The organism is Alteromonas sp. McT4-15 (genome assembly GCF_020515205.1).
Taxonomy (GTDB): Bacteria; Pseudomonadota; Gammaproteobacteria; order Enterobacterales; family Alteromonadaceae; genus Alteromonas.
In genome coordinates this window covers 113,223-137,177 of the sequence record NZ_JAJALG010000007.1, presented here as the reverse complement: position 1 = coordinate 137,177, position 23,955 = coordinate 113,223, and the positions used below count along the sequence as shown (strand labels likewise).

Genomic DNA, 23,955 nt, shown 5'->3' with positions numbered 1-23,955 from the left:
AGTCAATTGTTGTAAACCTTAAAAGGCGAGTATTACTTCGTGGAATCGATGCAAGATACATCAGAAAAGCAACCCAGTATTGCTTGGTTTTCCCTTGGTGCAGGCAAGATCTGCCTTGGAAAGAAACCCACTGATGATGTATATCCTCGTCTAAAAAGTTTAGGGGTTACACACCTTGCTACAGTACAAACCAGTGAAGAAGATGCGCCTAGAATACGAGATGGTGCTTTAGCGGCGGGTCTTGAATGGCTATGGGTGCCGTTCCTTCACCCTTCTGCAAAGTCACCTACTGAAGATGTTCACCTGCATCAGTACCTTCACGAACTATCTCAAATATTAAGTGAAGGTGCGCGTATTTATTTACATTGTGATGGTTCGCAGCACCGTTGCAGCCTGCTTTTCTACGCGCTTTGTCACTACCGCCGAGTACCTTCTAACAGTGCTTATAGCGCGCTTCATAGTTTTGGTGCAAATGCCGCTAACGGGTTGTTGCGCTCTGAATTAGCGTGGGCAGCGGAACTTGGTCACACTGCGCCACGCATTTAGATTACTGCATTAAAAGCTATACACATCGGCATTAGCGAGTAATTTATTCGCATCTATTTTTTCTTGTACGCACTTCACAATATCCGTGCGCGTGAACACATAAATTCTGTCTTTACGCTGGTTGTTTTCACTGCTATCAAAGTCTTTTAAAACCATACTAATGTGTTCATTGTCTGGCAAGCCGCGAAGTCCCGACCCAAAGCGACAAAGGGTATCGCTCATGCCCACTTCAAACCCGGCTAAGAAGCGCTTATAGGCTTGCTGCTGCTTTTCTTTGCGCTCAGCAAGTTGTTTCTCCTGCTGTTTCTCTAACGCTTTTAGTTCTTCTTTCATTGACTTCGCTTTAGCCTCAACTTTTGCAAGTTTTTGCTGAGACATTTCTTTTTCAGCTAATAGTTCCTTTTTTCTTTCCTCATCAGCATGACGAAGTTCAAACGTAATGTCGCGAAGCTGACGTTCAGCTTCTCTTGATTCCCATGCCATCTCTCTTTGCATAGCGCGCAAATCTCTCACTCGCTCATGGCTTTCAGAGAAGGCCTCGGCAAAACGCATACTCGTTGCATCAGCATAAGCCTCCCATTCCCGCGTGGCTTCAAATACAATATCATCAATGTTTTCAAGCGAGCCTGTTAAGTTGGGTGTTGGTGGCTCTGGCGGCGCTGGTGGCGTCACTACTACCAGTCCTTCAACCATGGTTTCAATATCTCGTATCCAAGAGCTGCTTTGGCCGCGAACATTCAACGTAAATACCGCACCCTGTCCAGCTAAATAGCTCGTTTCTATGTTACTTACGCGCCAATTATCTGAAGATACATTTTGACGTAGCGACGTTTTTAGCACGCCGGACATAATTTCTAGTTCGTTAGCTAACTCATCATACTTTGCTGTGTTTTGAGCAAAGGCCAAACTACCCGTGGTGCATAGCACTAATGCGGTTAATAAACGTTTCATAATTCCACCTATCTGTCTAATCTTTAGGTTTAGTCTTCTAACGAAGGCTGCGTGTTGTTTACCGGATAAGAAGATGCTCCTGCGCCACTTGCACCACTTGGCGTAAGCACAGCACTGTACCCCATCTCCATATCATCAATTTCATCTTGAAGTCTGCTGAACTGTCGTGCATAAAAACGCTGATCGTCTATGCGCTGATCGTTAATAAACTTCAATAGTTCTGCAAAATCTTGCTTGCGCTCTTCGCGGCTAGAAGCCAGCAGATATTTGGTCAACTCCGCGCTATTTTGCTGTTGCTGACTAGACAATGCTTGAGCGTACTCTTTAAACAACGACTGATTAGCCTGCTGATAGAATTCTCGCTGTTCGCCCAATGCTTCAGCGACTTTTTTAGCAACAAGTTCATCAATGTCATTTTGATCCATAGTCGGCTGTGAAGGTTGCTTTGTGCTTTGCGAGAAGGTAAGCGCAATACCACTATCGTTAAATGATAATTGCGCTCCACTTAGCACCACTACCATTGCACAGGCAGACATTGCCATTGCAATGCCTGGTAGCGAGAACCATGGGCTTTTATCAGCACGAGGATTGCTACCGAAATACGTTGCCTCTTTATTCCACTGTGGCACAGGTGGGGCAGCAAAATTGTCTGCAAAGTTGTTAAGCATTTCGCTGGTTTCAACTCGGGCTGCAAATTCACTGTCTGTTTCAACAAGCTCATCAAATACAGCTTGTTGCTCTTTGCTTAGTTCGCCGTCAATAGACGCAGCGAACAGCGCTTCTTTTTCTTGTAAAGTCATTGCTCTAACTCCAACTTTAACTTAGCTAATGCAGCATACAATCTAGATTTCGCCGTATTGGTAGAGATGTCCATTTGCTCGGCTATTTCTTCAAACGTGAAGTGCCCAAAGAACTTTAATTCGACCACGGCTTTTTGGCTTAAACTCAATTGCTGCATTGCTTGCGTCAATGCGCGACTCTCTCTGTTACTGTTGAGTTGCATTTCAGGGCACGGCGCTTCGCTTATTGGCGTGGCTACATCGTCAATGTCGGTATGTGGACGGCGTTTTCGATATAGCTCAACACAGCGACAATGGGCAATGCGATACAACCAACTCTTAAAACTACCCTCGCCCTTAAAGCAAGCGAGGCTGCGAAACACAGAGATAAATATCTCTTGCATTAAATCTGCGGCGTCGTGGCTATTTCCTGTCATGCGAAGCCCGTATTGATACATGGCTGATTCGTAGCGAGAAATAAGCGTAAACCACGCTTTTTTGTTTCCTTTTAATGCCTGTTCCACGAGTTTTTCATCTCGTTTCGTAAACACGGCGTTCCCCGTTTTGTTGTTGATCTCTTTAACTTAATCATTAAGTCGAGGACGTGGGTAAAAAAGTTTGTACTTTTTTGCTTTTTTTTGGAAAAAAGAGTGAATTGGGCAAATACGTGGATGGCGTGTCAGTATTAACACGCCGTAAAAATGATTTGCTAGGGTGTGCTATTTAAGCGTTGGAATGGGTAGTAATGGAGAAATGATTTCACCGATACGACGGAAAAGCTGCATACGTGTTGTACCCGAACGCCATACTAAACCAATTTCTCTATATCCCTGTTCTTCTGCAGGAAAGCTCTTTAGGCCCGTGTGCTCTAAGATAGATTGGTTTAATGCAAGCTCTGGCAAAAAGGTATACCCCATTTTACTGTTGGCTAACTGCACTAACGTGTAAAGGCTACTTGCAGCGACTTTACTGATTTGTTCGCTATGCTGCAGGTTACATGCACTCACCGCATGTCCTGTCATACAGTGCTCTTGCTGTAATAAAAATATGCTTTTCTTTGGCAGTGTTGAAATATCAACTGGGTTTGGCAGCTTTTCAGCCATTTCCTCATGGGCTATTAAGTGAAATGGGTCATGACCAAGAATCATTTGCTTACACCCAGGCGTTTCCATTGGCAGTGCAAGAATAAGTAAGTCTAAACGTCCATCGGTAAGCTGCTGTAATAGCTTCTCGGTAGTATCTTCTTGCATTTCCAGGTTAATTTCAGGCAAGAACGCATTGAACGCTCCCATCATACCTTCAAATAAGAATGGTGCAATTGTGGGTATAACACCTAACTTCAGTGTGCCACGCTGCCAATTGCCAGCATTTTGCGCATATTCCACCAATTCACCGGCTTCTTGAAGCAGTACTTTACTGCGCTCGACAATGTCTAAACCCAACGAAGTGAATACAAATGTTTTATGCTCACGCTCTAGTAATTGACTACCAAAATGCTCTTCTAGGTTTTGAATTGCGGTGCTTAGTGTCGACTGGCTCACATTACAGCGTTGCGCTGCTCTGTGAAAATGCTGTTCTTGGTGAAGCGTAACTAAGTAATGTAGGTGCTTAAGATTCGGCCACTTCATAGGCTTCTCACAGTAAAATAAAAATGAATTAAAATAGAAAGGTTTAATCTAACATAAAGATTATAAACAACCCAACTCTAACTCGCGCCCCATGCACACAGTAACAATCTTTACCGTTTTAAGAATTCGTCAAGCGGTGGCTGGAAAGTGCAGAAAAGTAGGGTTAGGATAAATACAGTCAGTGTATTCTCGCTTCAAGCAAGCTCGTAGTGGATTGCTGTTCTACTACTTAATCTTTTTGCCACAGAGGACGCCATGAAAGGCCATTATAAGAATATTCTATGTGTCTTAACCGACTCCCATCGTCAAGATGATACCGTGGCACAAGCCATTCATATCGCAAAGGCCCACCAAGCCAATCTTACTATTATGCTTTCTTTGGAAGCATTACCACCTAATGCCAGTATGGTGATGGAATCTTTTTCCTATATTGATTCGCAGCAAACTATGGAGACGCAGGCAAATCATTGGCTTAGCGAACAGGCCGAAAGTTGGGGCAAGCAATACCATGTATCGACTCAAGTGACCGTCGGCCAGCCCCTTATCGATGTAGTGAGCTATGTGCTTGAATACAAGATCGATTTAGTGATTAAGCGTGCAGAGGAAAGTTTTTTGGACAAGCTGTTTGGCAGCTTAGATATGCGCTTGTTTAGAAAATGTCCATGTCCAGTATGGATTATCAACCACCAGCCGCGCAGCCAGTACAAAAATGTTGTTGCGGCACTCGATTTAAACTACCACTATCCCGAACATGAAGTGGCGATACGACGCGATCTAAACCGCGATATTTTGCGTCATGCAAGCCAAATAGCGCTGTTGGAATTTGCACAACTTCACATTGTACACGTGTTCGATGCGGTGCCCGAAAATATTGCAAGAGATGGTTTTATTACCGTAGATAACGATCGCATGGAAACCGACCTTGCTAAAATCCATTCAGAGCGTGAAGAAGAACTCGATAGCCTGCTCGCGGAACTTGGCGAAGAGTTAGATGTCGATGTACTTGATTACCTTAAACCGCAAAAACACATTGTGCATGGTTACCCGCGAAGAGAAATAGCCGCCACAACAACGTCACTTGATACTGATGTTATCGTTATGGGGACCGTTGCACGCTTAGGCGTTCCAGGCTTTATTATGGGTGGAACCGCTGAGGAAACGATTCATCAGCTAAAATGCGCAGTAGTAGGCGTTAAACCGCGTGGTTTTGAAACGCCAATTGCAGTGAAAAAATAAACGGGTTGTATGCTTGTTCGCGTTCAGTAGCAATGCGATAAGGCAAATACACCACAAATAAAAATGCCGCCAGGGTTCCCCTTAGCGGCATTTTTGTATTCTCGGCATTCCGATGGATTGTGTTTTTTACGATTATTCTACGCCAAACGCGGCTTTCAAAATGAAGAAGAAAATAATCGACAATATTGCTCCAGCCGGAAGCGTAACTATCCAAGACACCACGATATTTCTAACAATACCCAGATTAAGTGCCGAAACGCCTCGCGCTAAACCTACACCCAACACTGCACCAACCAAGGTTTGAGTTGTTGAGATAGGTAAGCCAGTACCCGATGCAATAACAACTGTACATGCAGCAGCAAGCTCTGCGGCAAAGCCTCTACTTGGTGTTAAATGCGTAATACCTTGACCAATAGTTTTGATAACGCGATGGCCAAACAGCGCCAGACCGGCAACAATGCCCAGACCGCCTAACGGTAATATCCAAGGAGCAAGTGTCGCACTTGAGTTTATTTCACCACCGCTGCTAACCACACTTACTACCGCAGCGAGTGGCCCGATAGCGTTGGCCACATCGTTTGAGCCATGCGCAAATGCCATACAGCACGCGGTAACCACCATAAGAAGTGCAAACACTTTTTCCACATTGGCTGCTTGTAAATCAGCGTCCTCTGAACCACTGAATTTCATACGGCCAATAAACCATTTTCCAAGAAACGCCAGCAATACAGCAATGCCAATAGCAAGCAAGTATCCGTTAGTTGCGCTTAGTTCCAGGCCTACGTGCTTTAGACCTTTCTTGATGGTAACAAGCGACATTACAAAGCCTGCCAACGCCATATAGAAAGGCACATAACGCTTTGCATTCTCAAAAGGCGATTGAGTCTGGAAAATGAGTTTGTGTGCACTCATAAAAATAAGGTACGCAATGACACCGGATATCGCAGGAGTGACTACCCAGCTCCCCACAATACCGCCCACTTTATCCCATGAAACGGCATCCATGCTTACGCCTGTTGCCGTAAACCCGATAATTGCCCCTATAATAGAATGGGTAGTAGATACTGGCCAACCCAACCATGACGCCACAGCAAGCCAAATACCGGCTGCTAACAATGACGAGATCATACCCAATACTAAATATTCAGGTATATCTATGAAATAAGTAGAGTCGATAATCCCTTTTCGAATTGTCGAGGTTACTTCCCCACCTGCAAGGTAGGCACCAGCAAACTCGAATATCATCGCGATGATAATTGCTTGTTTTATAGTTAAAGCTTTAGAACCTACTGACGTACCCATTGCGTTAGCAACGTCATTCGCTCCAATACCCCATGCCATGACGAAACCAACGCCAGCGGCAAGAAGAATAAGAATTAGGCCGTAACTTTCAAAAAATTCCACGGATAATCGCTCCCGATCTAAACGCGATTTAGGCTGGATGCTACATGATTACGTAGCATGGTCTCTGGGCCACATAGGCTAGAGACAAAAGTTAAAGACAAATTGTGTTTTATCATAAGGTTCGATTAAATTTTGCACGATCTGTTCTTGGCTGCGGCGCATGATAACGTAATCGTCTTCGAAGCCATAGTGAAAATCACTGAAAAACGATAAAAGAGTACTGAATTATTACTATGCGATGATAAAACAACCAAATATTGCAGTTTTATGACATATAAATTTCACTGCAGATTGAATTTAGACTAGTCAACGCAAAATTGCGTTGACCAATTGGACAAGATTACGTCAAATCTTCTATCTTTTGCTGAATATTTTCCAGTGGCGTGTGACGAACATCAGTGCCTCTTGTTAAGTACACAACGTACTCGCACACGTTTTTACACCTATCACCAATACGTTCTAATGAGCGCAATGCCCAAAGCACATCAAGCCAGTCTTGCATGTCTTCGGTACTCTTTTCCATCTCGTGGGTGGTGTAAGTCAGTAGCTTCTTGTACTCACTGTCGATTCGGTTATCTTGATCGTATACCGCTAATGCGGCGTCTTCGTCTTGCCGAGCAAACGCATCAAACGTACCGCGCATCATTGCTGCGACACGTTCACCTATTAGTAGCATACTGCTTCTGATAGTGTCTGAAGAAGGTAGTTTGTTTCGTGTAACCAGTTTGGCAATGCGTTCAATTTCATCACCCATTCTTTCTATATCGGTAATGGCTTTAGAAATCGTCATGATTAGACGTAAGTCACTGGCAGTAGGATGGCGTTTGGCAATAATACGCAAGCATTCTTCGTCAATTTGCACTTCCATCGAGTTGATTTTTAAATCGTTAAGTACAACTTTTTCTGCTAAGCCTGCGTGATTATGTTTAACCGCTTTAAGCGTATCTACGAGCTGCTGCTCTACTTCGCCACCCATAGTAAGTACTGAATTACGCAAGTTTTCCAGTTCTATGTTAAACGTACCAGAGATGTGAGTATTTAAAGCAACTTGGCGCATTTCACTGCCTCTTCTGACTGTTTAGACCCGACGCGCTTGCGTTGAGTACACTTTTCCCATGACCACTTGTAAGATGACTTACCAAGTAACTAGCCATAGCGTCCGGTAATGTAATCTTCTGTTTGTTTCTTATCAGGCATCGTAAACAACGTATCGCTATCAGCGTATTCCACCAATCTTCCCTGGTGGAAAAACGCGGTATAGTCACTCACACGCGCTGCTTGTTGCATATTGTGCGTCACAATAATAATAGTGCATTGCTTTTTTAATGAATCCATCAACTCTTCAATAAACAAGGTGGTGAGTGGATCCAACGCTGATGTAGGTTCATCTAATAGCAAAATATCGGGTTTAAGTGCCAACGCTCTGGCGATGACAAGACGTTGCTGCTGTCCCCCCGAAAGTACGTGGGCAGATTCGAACAACCGGTCTTTTACCTCGTTCCAAAGGGCCGCCTGTTTAAGTGCACCTTCAACAGCATCATCTAAATGACGTCGCACTTTAATGCCTTGAAGCTTTAATCCATAACATACGTTTTCGTAAATGCTCATAGGAAACGGGTTTGGACGCTGAAATACCATTCCCACTTTGGTTCTAAGGCGTGACACATTGACTTTTCGACTGTTGATATCTCTACCATCAATGATGATTTCTCCGCTGTATTTGCAGCCGTCGTACAAGTCATTCAAACGGTTAAAACAGCTGATCAACGTCGATTTTCCGCAACCACTTTGCCCAATTAAAGCGGTGATTTTATTTTTTGGTATACGCATGCTGATATCATCTAGCACATGCTTGTTACCAAACCATAAGTTGAGATTTTTAACCTCAACTGCGGTTTGCTCTTCGCTTATATCATTGACGTTAAGCGTATGGTGTTCAAACAACTTAAGCATGATTATCCTTTAAGATAGCGTCTGCGTAAGCGGGTTCTGAGAATGACCGCCAGTATATTCAGTACAAAAACAACCAGTAATAGCAATAAACACGCAGCAAACATCATGCTGGCACTTTTACCATCGGTTTGACTGTGAAAAGCACCGTCGTAAATAAGCACGCCTAGGTGCATAAACTGCCTATCTAAATGCAAATAGGGAAATTCGCCATCAATAGGTAAACTTGGTGCAAATTTGACAGCCCCTACCAACATAAGTGGTGCAACTTCGCCAGCAGCCCGTGCAATTGCCAGTATTACGCCAGTCATGATCCCCGGTGATGCAATGGGCAGTATGGTTCGTACAATAGTTTCCATTTTTGTCGCGCCCAAGGCATAACTTCCCGCTTTTAACCCTTCGGGCACCCGTCGTAAACCTTCTTCTGTCGCCACAATAACCACTGGCAATGTCAAAATAGCCATTGTTAACGCTGCCCAAAACACACCGGGACTCCCCATGGTGGGTGCAGGTAGTTTGTCGCTAAACAATAGCTCATCAATACTGCCACCTAAGGTGTAGACAAAAAAACCTAGACCGAATACGCCATAAACGATTGAGGGTACGCCAGCCATGTTACTAACACTTACCCGTATTACGGTAGTGAGCGCATTGTGAGGCGCATACTCGCTTAAATATATTGCCGCGAGCACGCCAAATGGCGTTACGATAATGGTCATCAAAAACACCATTAACACCGTACCAAACAATGCTGGGAACACACCGCCTGACGTATTCGCTTGCTTCGGTGAGTCCGTTAGGAAAACACCAATTTCACTTAAGACCACTTTCCACTTTTCAAACGTGCTCAGTCGGCTTACAAAATCTACGTCTTGAATGCGGGATATGGGCAGTGAGAAGCTGCTGCCACCTGCAAAGGCAACCTGAAGCTGATATTCATTGCGCCTTGCCTCATACCCTAACACTTCAGTTTGGTAATACTTAAACGTAGCGACCAATTTTTCTCTGGCTGGCGCGTCGTCATCAACATTGCGAATATCAAACTCAGAGAGTGCCTCGTGAATAGGCGCTAAATGCTGTGTATTTATCGTTTCTATCTGTTCGGTAATCAGCGCGACGTCATCTGCAATAGCATCGAGTGTCGAAAGCGGTGCGCGGTCGTTCTCTGGTGTAATAATGTATTGGGGTATCGCAAGCACCCTTCGGCCATCGTTGAGTTTGATTTCAGCACTGTTAAATGCCAATACCATTTCATCCAGATCTCTTCTTTCAATTCGCATTTGCGAACCATATGGGAAACGCTCATTTGAGTACTTTAGAGTAACTTCAGAGTCTGATGCATCGTCGTACACATTGGCCAATACTGAATACTTTCCTTCTTCGCCGGTCATCGTGATTCGATAAATAGGCTCAGGCCAAAAATACGCCGTCCCCCGATAAGTGATGAGGATCAGTACGCTAACCAATGCGATCAGCAACAAACTCGTAAAGAATGCCGTTAAACTGATAACGAGTGATTGTCGTTGAACAGGGTTTAAGCCTGTAAGAGAAGGATTAGCCAATGAAGACCCTCCCTTTAATGCGTTGACGCATTAGCTCGGCAGCAGTATTTACCAAAAAGGTAAATGCAAACAAAATACAGGCCGTAAAAAAGAGAATTTGATAGTGTGCTGACGACACATCTGCCTCAGGAAGCTCGATAGCTAAGTTCGCAGTAAGTGCTCGCAAACCTTCAATTAATCCCCAGCTAGATATTGGCGTATTTCCCGTCACCATAAGTACTATCATTGTTTCGCCAAATGCACGCCCAAACCCCAACATGATTGCCGCTACTATGCCCGGTAGCGCTACATGAATAACCACATGCAACAAGGTTTGTAATCGGGTAGCCCCTAGGGCAAACGATGCGTATTTAAGGTCATTCGGAACACCATTAATTGCATCTTCGGCCAATGAATAAATACTCGGAGAGATAGCCACGCCAAGGGCAAGAGCAACAACAATTGTCGTTTTACCTATTGGACTTTCTGATTCAGCAGCAAGCAAGGTAAAACCATCAACGCCTAACAATGAGAAAATTAACGACGGTGCTAATTCAACGCTTATGTAACCTAAAACAAACACGCCGCCCACCGCAAAGAGTAACTCTGCTCCATGTCTAAAGCGTTTTGGAAGCAGTTCAGCCACAGGACGTTGAACTACCGCTACACCGATAAGCACAAATGGAATGACGACAAGGAAGAAGCCGAATGAAAACAAAAATTGCTCGGCTTTAGGCGATAACCAAATAGCGGCAATAAAACCAATTAAAACACTTGGGATTGCTTCTAAGAGCTCGATGGCAGGCTTAAGTACATTGCGCAACTTGCTCTTAGCGAAAAATGCCGTGTAAATAGCCGCGCCAATCGCAACAGGAATGGCGATAAGTAATGCCAGTAACGACGCTTTAATACTGCCAATTAATAACGGCGTAAGACTAAATTTAGCCTCTTGATAGTCAGATGCACTAGTAGTTTGCCAAACCGTTTCATCGTCATGATACCCCTCGTAGTGCTGAGGGCTAAATAGTGAAGACCACGTTGTTATGCCACTTAAATCATTTCCCTGCCAGATAGTAAGTGAGTTATGGGTATTGCCATAAAGCTTATCGCCATACCACGCCAACGCATTGGCCTGCGTTTTTATCTTCTGTGCCGTTACCACTTCTCCAGACACCCGATTGATAAGCAAAATACGATGCTTATTGGTAAGAATGGCAATCAAGTTCATGCTGGCGTGCTCAGCTACATCAAGCACGTTTTCATTTTTGTTAAGCACAAGCTCGTAAGTCTTCTCGAAACGGCTGCCTAGTTCGTCTCTCACCACCACCCAACGCGACACAGTTTGGTTAAGGGGATTGGCGAGAAAAAACGTTCTCTGCTTTTCTAAACCAAATAACCTCATATCACTGTTAAACGCAATAACACCTCTGGTAGCGTTGCTCAGTGTACTGCCTTCATCGCGCAAACGATTTATCATCAATGCGCTACCTGATTGAATTAATACGCTTTCGCTACCTGGCATCAATAGATAGCGGGGCGAGCTTGCAAAACTGCGGTCTATGACATTGGTAGGTTGCTGACGGTTTATCCATCTGACCCACAGTCCGTCAGCATGCTCTATAGCAACCACAACCCACTTGGCAGACAGTGCAATACGCCATGCGCTTCGCTGCTCCCATCGCTTTTTAGGAAGTGCAAACGCAATAAAATTTGTCATCTGAGACTGCGATAAATCCGCAATATCATTTTGCCCTGTCGCACTTTTGCCCGTATTAAAATAGCGAACAGGCAAGATCCTGACCTGTGCGTTAGGCGATACGTCTACAATAAAGTTTTCACCCATTAAGCTTAATGTTGTCAACTCGTACTCACAGGGTCTGATGTAATCGTGTTGGCTTAAAAGCGTATTGTTTGAAAGCGTACTTAGACTTAATCGACAATCCTGTTTTCTGACTAAGATGGGCTGCCCGTTAACCACGTCGCCAGCGCGCAAAATACGCTGACCGTTGTCTACAGAATGAGTAGCAATAGGAGTAAGGCTTGGAATATACGCTAAGGGTAGCGCTTGGCTTATAAGATGGGTAATAAGAATAACCAGAGTAAGCAGCACTAGGCCACCAAACCCAGTAACAACATAACGTGACCACTTGTCGTTACGTTGGCGCTTTTTGTTAATGCTGTCGCTGTCGAAACTCATTAATAATTCTTATTTATTGAAATTCTTCTTTTAAAAGAGAATTCGGCGAAAATTGCACTGGTGAGCAGTGTAAGTTTTGTTATGCTAATAGCAAGTGAAAGTTTATCACATACCCTATGCGCACTTTCTGATGCGCTATGGTATTACCCTGCAAGAAGACGATCAAAGTTTTTCTTATTTAACCCGCTAAGGAGCGCCGCATGCAATCATTAGTTATAAGCATTATGGGTAAAGACAAGCCTGGCTTGGTAGATTCGCTGGCAAAGTGTGTTTATAAACATCAGGGCAACTGGCAAGGCTCCAGCTTTGCTCACATGGCTGGCATGTTTACTGGCTTTGTGGAAGTACACGTATCTGAAGATGAAAAGCAAAACCTCATCGACGCTTTAGATTCGATTAAGGATCTTTCTGTTCAATCTGTTGCAGTAGCAACGAGTGGCGAAACCAACTCGACCAAACTCACTGTTGATGTCATGGGTAACGACAAGACAGGTATCGTTCAAGAGCTTACATCGGTACTCAATCAGTTTAATTTGAACATAGTGACGTTTTCTTCTCATTGCGAAAGCGCACCGAACTGGGGAAGCTTAATCTTTAAAGCAAAAGCCGAAATAGCCGTACCAGCAGATTTTGATGACGACGCGCTACAAGATGCGCTTGAAGCGCTCGCAAATGACTTGGTAGTTGATATAACTGCTAAGCGCTGAGAGTGAGTTAACTGCTGCACATCGCGCCAAATATGTGCGCGCTGTCACAGTAGTGTCACTGACTGATGGCAGTCTTTGACCATTTTTATGAACGTAAATTGAGACATTATGGATAGCGACGTTTTATATTATCCCAAAGAATTGAGTTGGCTGGCGTTTAACGAACGCGTATTGCAAGAAGCCGCTGATAAAAATAACCCTGCTGTTGAGCGCATTCGCTTTTTAGGAATCTATTCAAATAATCTCGATGAGTTTTATCGTGTTCGTGCCGCCGACGTTAAACGTCAAATTACCATTGCACAAAATGACGGTAATGAAGAAGAAGCACAACGCCAAACTGAGCTAATGGCCCAAATTCAGAAAAAAGTGGTGCAACTTTCTGAAAAATTCGACCAGATCCACAAAGATGTTGTACGCGCACTCGCACGCTACAATATTCATATTCTGCGCAAAGACGATTTAGACGATTATCAAAAGCAGTGGGTGCGCAACTTTTTCGTAAACAAAGTGCTTCGCCATATCGCGCCTATTCTCATTGACAAAAAAACCGACTTACTGAGCCGCTTAAACGGCAACTCGGTGTATTTATATGTGGCACTAAGACGAGCAGAACGCAATCCAAAGTTTGCCGTTATTCAGGTACCCACATCTGAAATGTCGCGCTTTATGCTTATTCCTCCACAGAAAAGCCGTAAGAAGAAAAGCATTATCATGCTTGATGACATGATTCAGCTTTGTATTGAAGATATATTTCGCGGTTTCGTGAAGTTTGACGAAATAGAAGCCTTTTCGTTCAAAATGACACGAGACGCAGAATATTCCATCAACGAAGAAATCGACGAAAGCTTCGTTGAAAAGATGTCAGAAAGTATGAAGCAGCGTCTTATCGCTGAACCTGTTCGTGTCATATACGACAATGATATGCCACAAGATATGCAGCAAGATTTGCGTAAACGTTTGAAAATCACCAAACTGGATACCATGCATGCGGCTGGTCACTACCGCAACTTTAAAGACTTTATTGGCTTTCCCAACGTTGGTCGAGAATATTTAGAGCATGCGCCACTCCCGGCCATCGACAGTAATGCATTTTCAAAATACAACACCGTATTTGACGCCATTACCGCGCATGATATTTTACTGCATTACCCCTATCACAGGTTCTTGCACTTCACTGAATTCGTGCGTCAGGCCGCGTTTGACCCTAACGTGAAAGCCATTCGCATCAATATTTACCGTGTTGCCAGTAATTCGCGCATCATCAACTCACTGATTGACGCTGTTGATAATGGTAAGAAAGTAACCGTAGTTGTTGAACTTCGTGCGCGTTTTGACGAAGAGGCCAACATTGAATGGTCTAAACGCATGACCGACGCAGGAATTCGCGTTGTACTTGGCGTACCCACACTGAAAATTCACTCTAAGCTATGTATCGTGACCCGTGAAGAGCGCGGTAGCATGGTGAATTACGCCCACTTTGGTACAGGTAACTTCAACGAGAAAACGGCCAAAATTTACACCGACTACAGTCTATTTACGCGCAATCAAGAGTTGGCTGACGAGGGCGTAGCCGTATTTGACCTTATTCAATACCCTTACCGACGCTATAAATTTCAGCACCTACAAATATCGCCATTAAATGCGCGCACCAAAATTCAGTCGCTAATTCGTCAGGAAATTCAGCACCTTAACCAAGGTCACAAAGCGCAAATCACGTTCAAGATTAATAACCTTGTTGATAATGAGCTTATTGATGATTTATATCGCGCAAGCCAAGCCGGTGTGAAAATTCGAGGGATTGTACGTGGTATGTGCTCACTTAACCCGGGGATTAAAGGTATAAGTGACAACATTGAAATTATATCTATTGTTGACCGATTCTTAGAGCACCCACGTGTGATGATATTTGAAGGTGGTGGCGACAGAAAAGTGTATATCTCTTCCGCTGACTGGATGACGCGTAACATGGATAACCGCATTGAGGTTGGTTGCCCCGTATACGATAAGGGACTTCAACAGCGCATTGTTGATATAATGGAGCTACAATTTAAGGATACCCTTAAAGCCCGTGTGATTGACAAGGATCAGAGCAACAAGTACGTTCGCAGGGGTAACCGTAAAAAGCTTCGTTCACAATTAGAGATTTACGACTATTTGAAGAAGCTCGAAGAAAAACTTTAGGAAGTACATGACCCAGCACGAATCTGTTTTTAATGCCGTGGAAACGCGAGAAGTAAATAAAGTCGCCGCTTTAGATATCGGCTCGAACAGTTTTCATTTAGTGGTAGCGCGTATTGTCGCTGGGTCAGTTCAAATTCTCCACCGCGTTAAACAGAAAGTGAGACTGGCAGAGGGCTTGAACGACGACGATGTCTTGTCAGACGAGGCCATGGAACGCGGGCTCTCTATGCTAAAAGTTGTCGCAGAGAGCCTAAAGGGCTTTGAACCCGACTCTGTGCGCATTGTGGCCACTCACACGCTGAGAAAAGCGCGTAATGCCCGTGACTTTATTAACTCGGCGAAAACCATTCTTCCCTACCCCATCGAAGTTATTTCAGGTGTCGAAGAAGCGCGACTTATTTATTCTGGTGTCGCTCACACTAATCATGCAGACGGTCAACAGCTGGTGATTGACATTGGCGGTGGTTCAACAGAGTTTGTTATTGGAGAAGGGTTTACCCCACTACTTTGTCGCAGTCTACAGATGGGCTGCGTTAGTTACACTAAACGCTTTTTTGCCGATGGCGAGTTAAAAAACAAAGCTTTTGAGCGGGCAATAACTGCTGCACAGCAAGAGCTTGAGATGATTGATGTTAAATATCGTCGCTTAGGCTGGGTACAGTGTATCGGGACTTCCGGCACAATACGCTCACTGTTTACCTTGTGTCAGCAAGACCGTCCAAATGGCCATGACATTCCGGTTACATTAAAAAGCCTGCGCACACTCATGAAGCAATTTGTCAGTGCCGGTCACATCGACAAGCTCAACTACCCTGATTTAAGTGAAGATAGACGCGTTGTTATTGCAGGTGGTCTAGCAATTTTAATAGCAGTATTTAAGGCGCTTGAAATTGATGGCTTAGTGTATTCGCCCGCTGCGCTTCGCGAAGGTGTGCTTTATCAAATGGAAGACGAATTGCACCATGCGGATATTCGAGGGCGTACGGCAAGCAGCTTAGCCACCCGCTACGACGTAGACACATCGCAAGCCACCATGGTGCTAAACACAACATTGTCTTTATTTAATAGCGTTGAGAAAGCATGGAAGTTGAAAGGCCGAGACTTTAAAAGCATGTTAGGTTGGGCTGCACTGCTACATGAAGTCGGTATGCAGATTAATTCTCGAGGCATTCAAAAACACAGCGCGTACATTTTAGCGAATGTCGATATGCCTGGATTTACGCAAGAGCAGCAACTGCTGCTAGCCACTCTTGTTCGCTTTCATAGAAAGAAGATTCGCACCAATGAACTTCCAGCGTTTAACTTATTTGATGAACTCGCCGTAAAACGTTTAATTGCATTATTGCGATTAGGTGTGCTGCTTAATATTAAGCGCCAAGAAGGTTTTCTTCCCGACTTTACTGTTGAATCTGATAAAAGCAGTATGACCATCACCTTTCCAGATGGATGGTTAGACGAAAAGCCAATTATTTCAGCTGATCTGGTTAGAGAAAGTCAGTACTGGAAGTCATTGGATTTACAGCTAAATATTTATCCCGATATTGCTCAGCTGCATCAGTTGCCAGATTAACGCTTAATTTGTTTGTTTAATAGACTAAATAGTGAGAGCATAAAAGGCAGATGAGGTCACTCATCTTATTCGTTATGTTTTGTAGAGCTACAGGTAATTATATTGCAGTTCGGTATAGTAAGGCGTCTATTAACACTACTTTTGCTTGCCTATGTGAGCACATCGGTTAATGCCTCTTCCAAACACATTTGCTTTCTAAGCGAGGTGACACCGCCTTTTTACTGGATAGATGATTCAGGACAAACGAAAGGGGCTAGCGTTGACCTTGCTAAGGCCATTGCTCCACTGTTGCCGTTCTCGACTTCGTTAGAACACATGCCTTGGGCGCGAGCTTATCAAGAAACACTCACCAAACCCGACATGGTGCTACTTACCCTTCTTAAAACTCCCAAGCGTGAGCCACAATTTGAGTGGCTAGGTACAATAAGTCATGTCAACGCATCGCTTATTCGCCTCAAAAGCCGTGAAGATCTTGTAGTGTCTGATATTGACCAAGCAAAAGCGTTTCGCGTTGGCACTATTCGAGGCTATGGTTCGGCGACGTATTTAGCGCAACAAGGCTTTGAAGAAAATAAGAATCTTGTTTTGGTGAGTGAGCCACATCACTTATGGAAACTGCTGTTTCACGGACGTATCGATTTTGTGGTCTCAACTTTAGATACAGGCAGCTATGAAATTGAGGCTTCGGGTTTCAACCCTAATGATGTGAGTAGCGCGTTGACTATAGCACCATTGAGCGCCGAGCTACACGTTGCCACTGGCATGAAAACAGGCCAAAGCGAAGCCAATGCCATTAAGCACGCGATTGCCACACTGAAAGAGAACGGTGAATATCAACGCATTATGCAAAAATGGGGGCTTCAACCTGTTGGTAGCGCCCCCTTTGCATCAACGCACTAAATGCTGTTTTACCAAAACATTTAGTTTTTGACGTCTTGCTCACCAAGCGCTTTGCTTGGGTCGTATTTCTTAAACCACGCCAAAATATTTTCCACCTTTCCAATCATACGCGACGGTTTTGCTGCGATGCCATGAGATGATTCAGGTACTTTGACTAACACCGTTTCTACCTTTTGAAGCTTTAAAGCTTGGTAGAACTGCTCAGTTTCAGACATTGGCGTGCGTTTATCTTCGACACCCGTAATTAGCATCGTGGGAGTTGTAACATTACCAACAAGAGAAAGCGGCGAGCGCTGCCAATAATGCTCTACGTTTTCCCATGGCTTACCCGGAAATTGGAAAGGAATTTGATACAGACCCGAGTCGGCGGTAAGTACTTTAGATAGCCAATTGATGACCGGTTTTGCTACAACTGCGGCTTTGAATCTATCCGTTAAACCAATAGCGTAAGCTGATGCGATGCCACCTGCAGAGCCCCCCGTAATAAACAACCGGTTTGGATCGACTATCCCCTTTTCAATTAAGGCATCCACGCCAGACATGTGATCCGCAAAATCATACTTAGAGCTATATTTACCCTGCAGCAATAACGCAAAGCGTTCGCCATATCCCGTACTGCCGCGGTGGTTATCGTAGAATACGATATAACCTTCGGCTGCCATACGCTGGAGTTCAGCGGTAAACACAGGCCCATAAGCTAAGTTAGGTCCACCATGAATTTCTAAAATTAGCGGATATTGCTTTGAACTATCGTAATCAGGCGGGAGAATATACCAACCTTGAATGGTTTCGCCATCGATAGACGATGTATAGGTTATCTCTTTAACTTCGCCTAATGTTTTGTGTCCAAGTACATCTTCATTTAGTGCGGTAAGCTGCTTCTCTTTGCTGGTTTTAATGTACAGATCTGCAGGACGATCGGTGCGTCCTTTGGTGTACGCAACAACATTATCGTGTGCATGGAAAGTACCAAACACATAAGGCCTGCCCAAAGTAGTGCCACCTAGCCCTTTGGCAACGCTTTTCACTTTACCAGACAATGACACTAGATCAACTTGTGCTAGACCTCTTACCGACTGCTGAAAATAGATGTGCTTGTTATCTTTCCACTGAAAATTAGATACGGTGTTATCTATTTTTTCAGTCAGGTTTTTATGTTCAGAACCATCGGCGTTCATGACATACAGATAACTATTTTTGTACATCACCTTTTCATCACTGCGGCGTGCATATGCAACGTGCTTACCGTCAGGTGAAACTACTGGCGACGCTTCAAGCCCTTTGAAGTTGGTTATTTGCGTAATATCACCACGCATATTCACCGTATAAATGTCTGCTTCAACTGGCTCATATTCCCAGTTGTCGCTACGGTTAGCAGAAAAGTAAATGGTGCTTGAGTCAGGTGAGAAACTTAAGCTCCCACTGTGATGATAGTTTCCAGAAGTTAACTGTCGCGCGGTACCACCGTCAGCAGGTACAACAAAAATGTGCGTATACGCAGGTTCTAATACACCCCGTCCGTCGGCTTGATAGCGCGCTTTGGTAATATACTCAAACGACGGAGACCACTTTGCGCCTTTGGGCTTTTTCGGCATATTAACGCTTAACGGCTTTTCCTTAGCATCCACACTCATTGTAAACGCAATATGTTTACCGTCTGGCGACCAGGTAATATTGCCAAGTGAAGAGGTAACATTGGTAACCAAAGCGGTTTGCCCGGTATCCATCCAGCGAATATAAAGCTGCGGTTTCCCTTCTTCATTTGATAGGTAGGCTAAGCGTGAACCATCTGGTGACCACCGCGGCGAGTAGTAGCTTTTTTTCGAAGACAAAAGCGGACGATGATATTTCCCGTCAACGGAGGCTAGCCACAGGTTTGAGCGCGTACTATCTGTCATTATGTCATTAGAACGACGGACATAAACCACCTGCTCACCATTAGGTGATACGCGCGCCTCACTTACGTACTCAAGATTGAAAATATCCTCAGATTGGAAGTAATGCGTTGTTACCATATTACTTTCTTCTACACGTATTGCATCATCGTTGGCAAAAGCCAGTGTTGTGGATAATGCGCATGTACTAAGTGCGATGCCCGCAATATAGTTGGCCAAAACTGAAGACAAATTTCGATGTGTCTCAGTGTGTTTATTTACTATCGAGCTCATAAAAACCCTACTTTTTATTATTGTTCAAGACTTGTTGTATCAGTACATATATTAACGAATAAATTAATGAGGTTAGCAATAAGCGGTGAGCTTACAGAGAAAGACGATAGAAGGTTTATTAGCCCAATGGATAGTTGCGCAGTTGATTGCACATGCTAACGTTTTAGTATGATCAGAAAGCGAAGTAAGCTGAATGAACAATCAACATGGTGAGTTCGAAACTTGTGTCACACGCCAACTGTTACTTTTCTCTGGAAGAGGTCCATGGAACGACGAAACCATGCGAAACGGCGTCGTTCGAATGGCCGCTAACATATCTCAAATTGATGAAAGTACACCTTGGGCACAACTAAGCTGCTTATACGGTGAAAGTATTATGCCACCATCTACTTTCGACATCTTTGTAAAACAAACTCGCATAAGAAAACGTCGCGGCCTATCGTTTTTGGCTGTGGTGATCCTTGATACCGATATTATGCTTACCATTAAGCAGCAAATAAGCATGTGTTACGAATTAGCTGAAGTTCCTTTCGCCTTTTTTGACAATGTGAAGGACGCGCTTTGCGCTATAGAAGAGAGGGAGATTAGGTTTGATAAAGAAGAGGCTATCGGCTTTTTTGAACAATTTAATTTTACTGCTCAGTGACTGCGCCGCTAAAAGCCTAACTATAAGCTAAAGAGAAGAGTGTTTCTCTTCCCTTTAGCGACCACTATAAGTGTTAAGACTTGGACGCTTGGTAAATACCTTCAATCGCGTCATCTAATGTGGCTTCAAACTCTTCCTGTGTCTGTTGTGCTGAAACACCTTGTGTAAGCGCACGAGAAAAGCTCGCGATCATACCTTGGTTTTCAGACAATTTAGCGTTTGCTTCTTCTCGGCTATATCCGCCAGAAAGTGCAACTACTTTAAGCACTCGAGGGTGATCTACAAGCTCTTTGTAGAAGTTCGCTTCTGTTGGCAGCGTCAGTTTCAACATAACCTCTTGGCCTTCGTTCAAAAGGTTAAGCTGCGTAAGGATTTCAAGTTTAAGCAATGCTTCTGCTTCTGCTTTTTGTGGGCTGTGAATATCGACTTCTGGTTCGATAATGGGCACCAATCCAGCAGCTAGAATTTGTTTACCTACTTCAAATTGCTGTGCTACAACGTCTTTAATGCCTTGATGGTTAGCAAGTTTTACAACGCTGCGCATTTTAGTACCAAATACATCCTGCGCTACTGCTTTTGCCAACAATGCATCTAAGCCAGGCATTGGTTTCATAACCTGTACGCCGTTACTCTCTTCTGCTAACCCTTTATCCACTTTCAAAAACGGAATCACACGCTTTTTCTGCCATAAGTAATGTGCAGTAGACATGCCTTCAATTTCTCTGTCGAGGGTATTTTCAAACAAGATAGCGCCAAGTACGCGTTCGCCGCTAAAAGGGGTGCTGGTGATAATGCGAGTACGCATTTCGTGAACAAGGTTAAACATCTCTTCATCTGAGCTGTATTCAGATTCTTCGATGCCGTAAAGACGTAGTGCTTTTGGTGTACTGCCACCGCTTTGATCTAACGCTGCAATAAAACCGGTTTGCGTCTTTAATTTATCCAGCATTGCCTGCTGAGCTTGTGATGCCATTGCAACACTCCTTTCGTATTGTATCTGCCACTATGGGCAGGTGTAGGGTTTATAATTATGTGCCGACGTACGTCACTGTATCGTCAGTAAAATCGTTACCGATTTAAAGGCTGCGCTTATGATTGCTGTTAAAAGCGCAGCTCATTTTGTTTTTATGGCGATAACTTTACCTGCTATGCATGTAAATAATGGTTATACCGCCAAATTAAGCCATTTTTATTATTATTCGCGCTTAATCTATTTGTTTTTTTCTTCAAGTACCGCGACAGCGGGTAACGTCTTCCCTTCAAGAAACTCAAGGAACGCACCACCACCGGTTGAAATATAAGACACTTTGTCTGCAATTTCGTACTTATCTACTGCGGCAAGTGTATCACCACCACCAGCGATAGAGAAAGCATCGCTCGCGGCAATCGCCTCAGATAATGCCTTAGTTCCTGCGCTAAACTGTTCAAATTCAAATACACCTACTGGACCATTCCATACAATGGTTCCAGCATTTTTGATGATGTCTTCGAGCGCTTTTGATGAGTCTGGGCCGATGTCGAAAATCATGTCGTCGTCAGCAACGTCAGATACTACTTTAAGCGTAGCTTCTGTATTTTCATCAAATGCCTTACCCACTACAACATCCGTCGGTACAGGAATATTGCCGCCATTTGCTTGCGCTTCGCTCATCAATTGCTTGGCCTGTTCAACCAAGTCCATTTCAACGAGTGATTTACCGACATTGTGGCCTTGCGCTGCAATGAAGGTATTAGCAATACCACCACCTACAATCAACTGGTCAACTTTTTCAGCAAGTGATTTAAGTACAGTTAGTTTAGTCGATACCTTAGAACCACCTACAATTGCTACCATAGGACGCTTAGGGTTATCTAGCGCTTTACCTAATGCATCTAATTCTGCAGCAAGTAGCGGGCCAGCACACGCTTTCGGTGCAAACTTTGCTACGCCGTGAGTCGACGCCTGCGCACGGTGCGCCGTACCGAATGCGTCCATAACGAAGATATCGCAAAGGGCTGCATACTGCTTTGCTAGGGTTTCGTCGTCTTTCTTTTCACCTTTGTTAAAACGCACGTTTTCAAGAATAACTAACTCACCATCGTTTAGCTGTACGCCATCAAGGTAGTCTTTCACAAGCTTTACAGGTACATCTAACGCGTCGTTCAGGTAATCCACTACGGGTTGAAGAGAGAATTCGTCGGCGGGTTCGCCTTCGGTTGGGCGCCCTAGGTGAGACATCACCATTACTGCCGCGCCCGCTTCTAACGCCGCTTTAATAGTAGGAATCGATGCTTTGATACGCGCATCAGAAGTCACTTTACCGTCTTTTACCGGTACGTTTAGATCTTGTCTAATAAGAACGCGTTGACCGTTAAGTGCCATGTCGTTCATGCTTGGAATTGCCATTGTCTTTCCTTGTTAATTTAAAATTTAGGTGAGCGTGCGAACCATTATGGTGCATGAGACTATTCATGCCCTCGTGGTGTACACACTCTAATTAACTGTGAAAGCTGCGCGGGCTGGTGCTACCAACCCGTGGCAGCATCAATGCTTATTTTGCGTCGAACATTACTTTAGCTGTGTCGAGCATACGGTTTGCAAAACCCCATTCGTTGTCACACCACACCAGTGTTTTAACCAGTTGCTTGTGACTGACCCTTGTCTGTGTACCATCTACGATACACGAGTGCGGGTCATGATTAAAATCTACTGATACCAACGGTTCTTCAGTGTAGTCCAAAATACCGTGTAAACGACCGTCTTTTGCTTGCCTTAATGCGCGATTTACGTCTTCAATCGTAACCTTACTACTTAATGTAACGCTCAAGTCCATGGCCGTTACATTGATGGTTGGGACGCGCACGGCAATAGCTTCGAATTTACCGGCAAACTTAGGCAGAATGCGCTCTATACCCGCAGCAAGGCGTGTATCAACCGGAATAATTGACTGACTCGCAGCGCGAGTTCGGCGTAAATCTTCATGGTATGCATCGATAACTTGCTGGTCATGCATAGAAGCATGAATAGTAGTGATCGTACCACTCTCAACGCCAAAGGCTGCATCAAGTGCTTGGATGACGGGCACAATGCAATTAGTGGTACAGGAACCATTGGAGACTAATTTTTGTTCACTGGTCAATGTGTCTTCGTTTGTACCGAAGATGACGGTATTGTCTAAATCGGGGGAACCCGGAGAGGAGAACAACACCTTACCAGCACCTGCATCTAGATGAGCTTGCCCTGATGCCCTATCGTCAAACTTACCTGTGCATTCCAACACAATATCGACGCCAAGTTCTTTCCATGGCAGATCGGTAATGTCACTGATAGCCAGCAACGTAATATCGTCACCAGCGACGTTAAGCGTGTTATTTTCTAAGGCCACATCAAAACGGAACCGCCCGTGGGCGGTATCGTATTTAAGTAAATGTGCAATGCCTTCTGGCTTGGCAATGTCGTTAATGGCCACAACATTAAATTCGTTATTGCGCCCACTTTCATAAAGTGCACGCAATACATTGCGACCAATACGACCAAACCCATTAATGGCAATATTTACCATAGGCTTATT

At 44.2% G+C, this 23,955-nt stretch carries 20 protein-coding genes; 7 read left to right on the top strand and 13 right to left on the bottom strand.

What is annotated here, in order from left to right:
* Positions 1-48 precede the first annotated feature (48 nt).
* Positions 49-546 (top strand): hypothetical protein, encoded by a 498-nt coding sequence (locus LHL20_RS08020; protein ID WP_226432944.1) that lies wholly within the window; start codon positions 49-51, stop codon positions 544-546.
* Between the two features lie 9 nt (positions 547-555).
* On the opposite strand, the gene LHL20_RS08015 is transcribed toward LHL20_RS08020, so the two are convergent.
* The 4 genes from LHL20_RS08015 to LHL20_RS08000 all read right to left on the bottom strand — a co-directional run bounded on the left by LHL20_RS08015 (position 556) and on the right by LHL20_RS08000 (position 3,904).
* The gene (locus tag LHL20_RS08015; RefSeq protein WP_226432922.1) at positions 556-1,497 is read right to left on the bottom strand and encodes a hypothetical protein; all 942 of its coding nucleotides are present in this window, start codon (positions 1,495-1,497) and stop codon (positions 556-558) included.
* Between the two features lie 29 nt (positions 1,498-1,526).
* Positions 1,527-2,297: a hypothetical protein gene (locus LHL20_RS08010; RefSeq protein WP_226432921.1), complete on the bottom strand. Its 771-nt coding sequence runs from the start codon at positions 2,295-2,297 to the stop codon at positions 1,527-1,529.
* Entirely contained in the window at positions 2,294-2,827 is a 534-nt protein-coding gene (locus tag LHL20_RS08005; RefSeq protein WP_202263895.1) for an RNA polymerase sigma factor, read from the bottom strand. The genes LHL20_RS08010 and LHL20_RS08005 overlap by 4 nt, the downstream gene beginning before the upstream one ends.
* Positions 2,828-2,995: 168 nt before the next feature.
* A complete protein-coding gene (locus tag LHL20_RS08000; protein ID WP_226432920.1) occupies positions 2,996-3,904 on the bottom strand; it encodes a hydrogen peroxide-inducible genes activator in 909 nt (302 codons plus the stop codon).
* A gap of 255 nt (positions 3,905-4,159) precedes the next feature.
* Between LHL20_RS08000 and LHL20_RS07995 the strand changes: the two genes are divergently transcribed.
* Entirely contained in the window at positions 4,160-5,140 is a 981-nt protein-coding gene (locus LHL20_RS07995; protein ID WP_226432919.1) for a universal stress protein, read from the top strand.
* 132 nt (positions 5,141-5,272) lie between these two features.
* On the opposite strand, the gene LHL20_RS07990 is transcribed toward LHL20_RS07995, so the two are convergent.
* The 5 genes from LHL20_RS07990 to LHL20_RS07970 all read right to left on the bottom strand — a co-directional run bounded on the left by LHL20_RS07990 (position 5,273) and on the right by LHL20_RS07970 (position 12,232).
* Entirely contained in the window at positions 5,273-6,544 is a 1,272-nt protein-coding gene (locus LHL20_RS07990; RefSeq protein ID WP_159623856.1) for an inorganic phosphate transporter, read from the bottom strand.
* 340 nt (positions 6,545-6,884) lie between these two features.
* Positions 6,885-7,601 (bottom strand): phosphate signaling complex protein PhoU, encoded by a 717-nt coding sequence (phoU, locus tag LHL20_RS07985; RefSeq protein WP_202263885.1) that lies wholly within the window; start codon positions 7,599-7,601, stop codon positions 6,885-6,887.
* A gap of 89 nt (positions 7,602-7,690) precedes the next feature.
* Positions 7,691-8,497: a phosphate ABC transporter ATP-binding protein PstB gene (pstB, locus tag LHL20_RS07980; RefSeq protein WP_159623858.1), complete on the bottom strand. Its 807-nt coding sequence runs from the start codon at positions 8,495-8,497 to the stop codon at positions 7,691-7,693.
* Between the two features lie 2 nt (positions 8,498-8,499).
* The gene (gene pstA, locus LHL20_RS07975; protein WP_226432918.1) at positions 8,500-10,056 is read right to left on the bottom strand and encodes a phosphate ABC transporter permease PstA; all 1,557 of its coding nucleotides are present in this window, start codon (positions 10,054-10,056) and stop codon (positions 8,500-8,502) included.
* A complete protein-coding gene (locus LHL20_RS07970) occupies positions 10,049-12,232 on the bottom strand; it encodes an ABC transporter permease subunit (RefSeq protein ID WP_226432917.1) in 2,184 nt (727 codons plus the stop codon). The genes pstA and LHL20_RS07970 overlap by 8 nt, the downstream gene beginning before the upstream one ends.
* Before the next feature lie 200 nt (positions 12,233-12,432).
* On the opposite strand from LHL20_RS07970, the gene LHL20_RS07965 reads away from it, so the two are divergent.
* From LHL20_RS07965 to LHL20_RS07950, 4 genes are all read left to right on the top strand, one after another.
* Positions 12,433-12,939 (top strand): glycine cleavage system protein R, encoded by a 507-nt coding sequence (locus LHL20_RS07965; RefSeq protein WP_159623861.1) that lies wholly within the window; start codon positions 12,433-12,435, stop codon positions 12,937-12,939.
* 108 nt (positions 12,940-13,047) lie between these two features.
* Complete coding sequence (gene ppk1 / locus LHL20_RS07960; RefSeq protein WP_202263878.1) at positions 13,048-15,120, top strand: polyphosphate kinase 1; 2,073 nt, start codon at positions 13,048-13,050, stop codon at positions 15,118-15,120.
* A gap of 7 nt (positions 15,121-15,127) precedes the next feature.
* Positions 15,128-16,690: an exopolyphosphatase gene (gene ppx, locus LHL20_RS07955; RefSeq protein WP_226432916.1), complete on the top strand. Its 1,563-nt coding sequence runs from the start codon at positions 15,128-15,130 to the stop codon at positions 16,688-16,690.
* Between the two features lie 102 nt (positions 16,691-16,792).
* Positions 16,793-17,590, top strand: a complete 798-nt coding sequence (locus tag LHL20_RS07950; RefSeq protein ID WP_226432915.1) for a substrate-binding periplasmic protein — start codon at positions 16,793-16,795, stop codon at positions 17,588-17,590.
* Positions 17,591-17,610: 20 nt separating this feature from the next.
* Here LHL20_RS07950 and LHL20_RS07945 read toward each other — a convergent pair whose 3' ends face one another.
* Positions 17,611-19,605 carry a prolyl oligopeptidase family serine peptidase gene (locus tag LHL20_RS07945; protein WP_443983611.1) on the bottom strand — a complete coding sequence of 665 codons (1,995 nt, stop codon included), beginning with the start codon at positions 19,603-19,605 and terminating at the stop codon, positions 17,611-17,613.
* 346 nt (positions 19,606-19,951) lie between these two features.
* Here LHL20_RS07945 and LHL20_RS07940 point away from each other — a divergent pair, with 346 nt between their 5' ends.
* Positions 19,952-20,404: a hypothetical protein gene (locus tag LHL20_RS07940; RefSeq protein WP_226432913.1), complete on the top strand. Its 453-nt coding sequence runs from the start codon at positions 19,952-19,954 to the stop codon at positions 20,402-20,404.
* A 73-nt stretch (positions 20,405-20,477) separates the two neighbouring features.
* On the opposite strand, the gene LHL20_RS07935 is transcribed toward LHL20_RS07940, so the two are convergent.
* From LHL20_RS07935 to epd, 3 genes are all read right to left on the bottom strand, one after another.
* Positions 20,478-21,377 carry a fructose bisphosphate aldolase gene (locus LHL20_RS07935; protein WP_202263866.1) on the bottom strand — a complete coding sequence of 300 codons (900 nt, stop codon included), beginning with the start codon at positions 21,375-21,377 and terminating at the stop codon, positions 20,478-20,480.
* A 237-nt stretch (positions 21,378-21,614) separates the two neighbouring features.
* The gene (locus LHL20_RS07930) at positions 21,615-22,790 is read right to left on the bottom strand and encodes a phosphoglycerate kinase (protein WP_226432912.1); all 1,176 of its coding nucleotides are present in this window, start codon (positions 22,788-22,790) and stop codon (positions 21,615-21,617) included.
* A 145-nt stretch (positions 22,791-22,935) separates the two neighbouring features.
* Positions 22,936-23,946 carry an erythrose-4-phosphate dehydrogenase gene (epd, locus tag LHL20_RS07925; RefSeq protein ID WP_226432911.1) on the bottom strand — a complete coding sequence of 337 codons (1,011 nt, stop codon included), beginning with the start codon at positions 23,944-23,946 and terminating at the stop codon, positions 22,936-22,938.
* Between the last annotated feature and the right edge of the window lie 9 nt (positions 23,947-23,955).

Excerpts from the sequence above, each read along its gene's own strand:
- ppx (WP_226432916.1), top strand. The coding sequence starts at position 15,128 with ATGACCCAGCACGAATCTGTTTTTAATGCCGTGGAAACGCGAGAAGTA.
- LHL20_RS07945 (WP_443983611.1), bottom strand. The coding sequence starts at position 19,605 with ATGGTAACAACGCATTACTTCCAATCTGAGGATATTTTCAATCTTGAG.
- ppk1 (WP_202263878.1), top strand. The coding sequence starts at position 13,048 with ATGGATAGCGACGTTTTATATTATCCCAAAGAATTGAGTTGGCTGGCG.
- LHL20_RS07930 (WP_226432912.1), bottom strand. The coding sequence starts at position 22,790 with ATGGCAATTCCAAGCATGAACGACATGGCACTTAACGGTCAACGCGTT.
- LHL20_RS07965 (WP_159623861.1), top strand. The coding sequence starts at position 12,433 with ATGCAATCATTAGTTATAAGCATTATGGGTAAAGACAAGCCTGGCTTG.
- LHL20_RS07935 (WP_202263866.1), bottom strand. The coding sequence starts at position 21,377 with ATGGCATCACAAGCTCAGCAGGCAATGCTGGATAAATTAAAGACGCAA.
- pstB (WP_159623858.1), bottom strand. The coding sequence starts at position 8,497 with ATGCTTAAGTTGTTTGAACACCATACGCTTAACGTCAATGATATAAGC.
- LHL20_RS08000 (WP_226432920.1), bottom strand. The coding sequence starts at position 3,904 with ATGAAGTGGCCGAATCTTAAGCACCTACATTACTTAGTTACGCTTCAC.
- LHL20_RS07970 (WP_226432917.1), bottom strand. The coding sequence starts at position 12,232 with ATGAGTTTCGACAGCGACAGCATTAACAAAAAGCGCCAACGTAACGAC.
- epd (WP_226432911.1), bottom strand. The coding sequence starts at position 23,946 with ATGGTAAATATTGCCATTAATGGGTTTGGTCGTATTGGTCGCAATGTA.
- LHL20_RS08010 (WP_226432921.1), bottom strand. The coding sequence starts at position 2,297 with ATGACTTTACAAGAAAAAGAAGCGCTGTTCGCTGCGTCTATTGACGGC.
- LHL20_RS07995 (WP_226432919.1), top strand. The coding sequence starts at position 4,160 with ATGAAAGGCCATTATAAGAATATTCTATGTGTCTTAACCGACTCCCAT.
- LHL20_RS08015 (WP_226432922.1), bottom strand. The coding sequence starts at position 1,497 with ATGAAACGTTTATTAACCGCATTAGTGCTATGCACCACGGGTAGTTTG.
- phoU (WP_202263885.1), bottom strand. The coding sequence starts at position 7,601 with ATGCGCCAAGTTGCTTTAAATACTCACATCTCTGGTACGTTTAACATA.
- LHL20_RS07940 (WP_226432913.1), top strand. The coding sequence starts at position 19,952 with ATGAACAATCAACATGGTGAGTTCGAAACTTGTGTCACACGCCAACTG.
- LHL20_RS08020 (WP_226432944.1), top strand. The coding sequence starts at position 49 with ATGCAAGATACATCAGAAAAGCAACCCAGTATTGCTTGGTTTTCCCTT.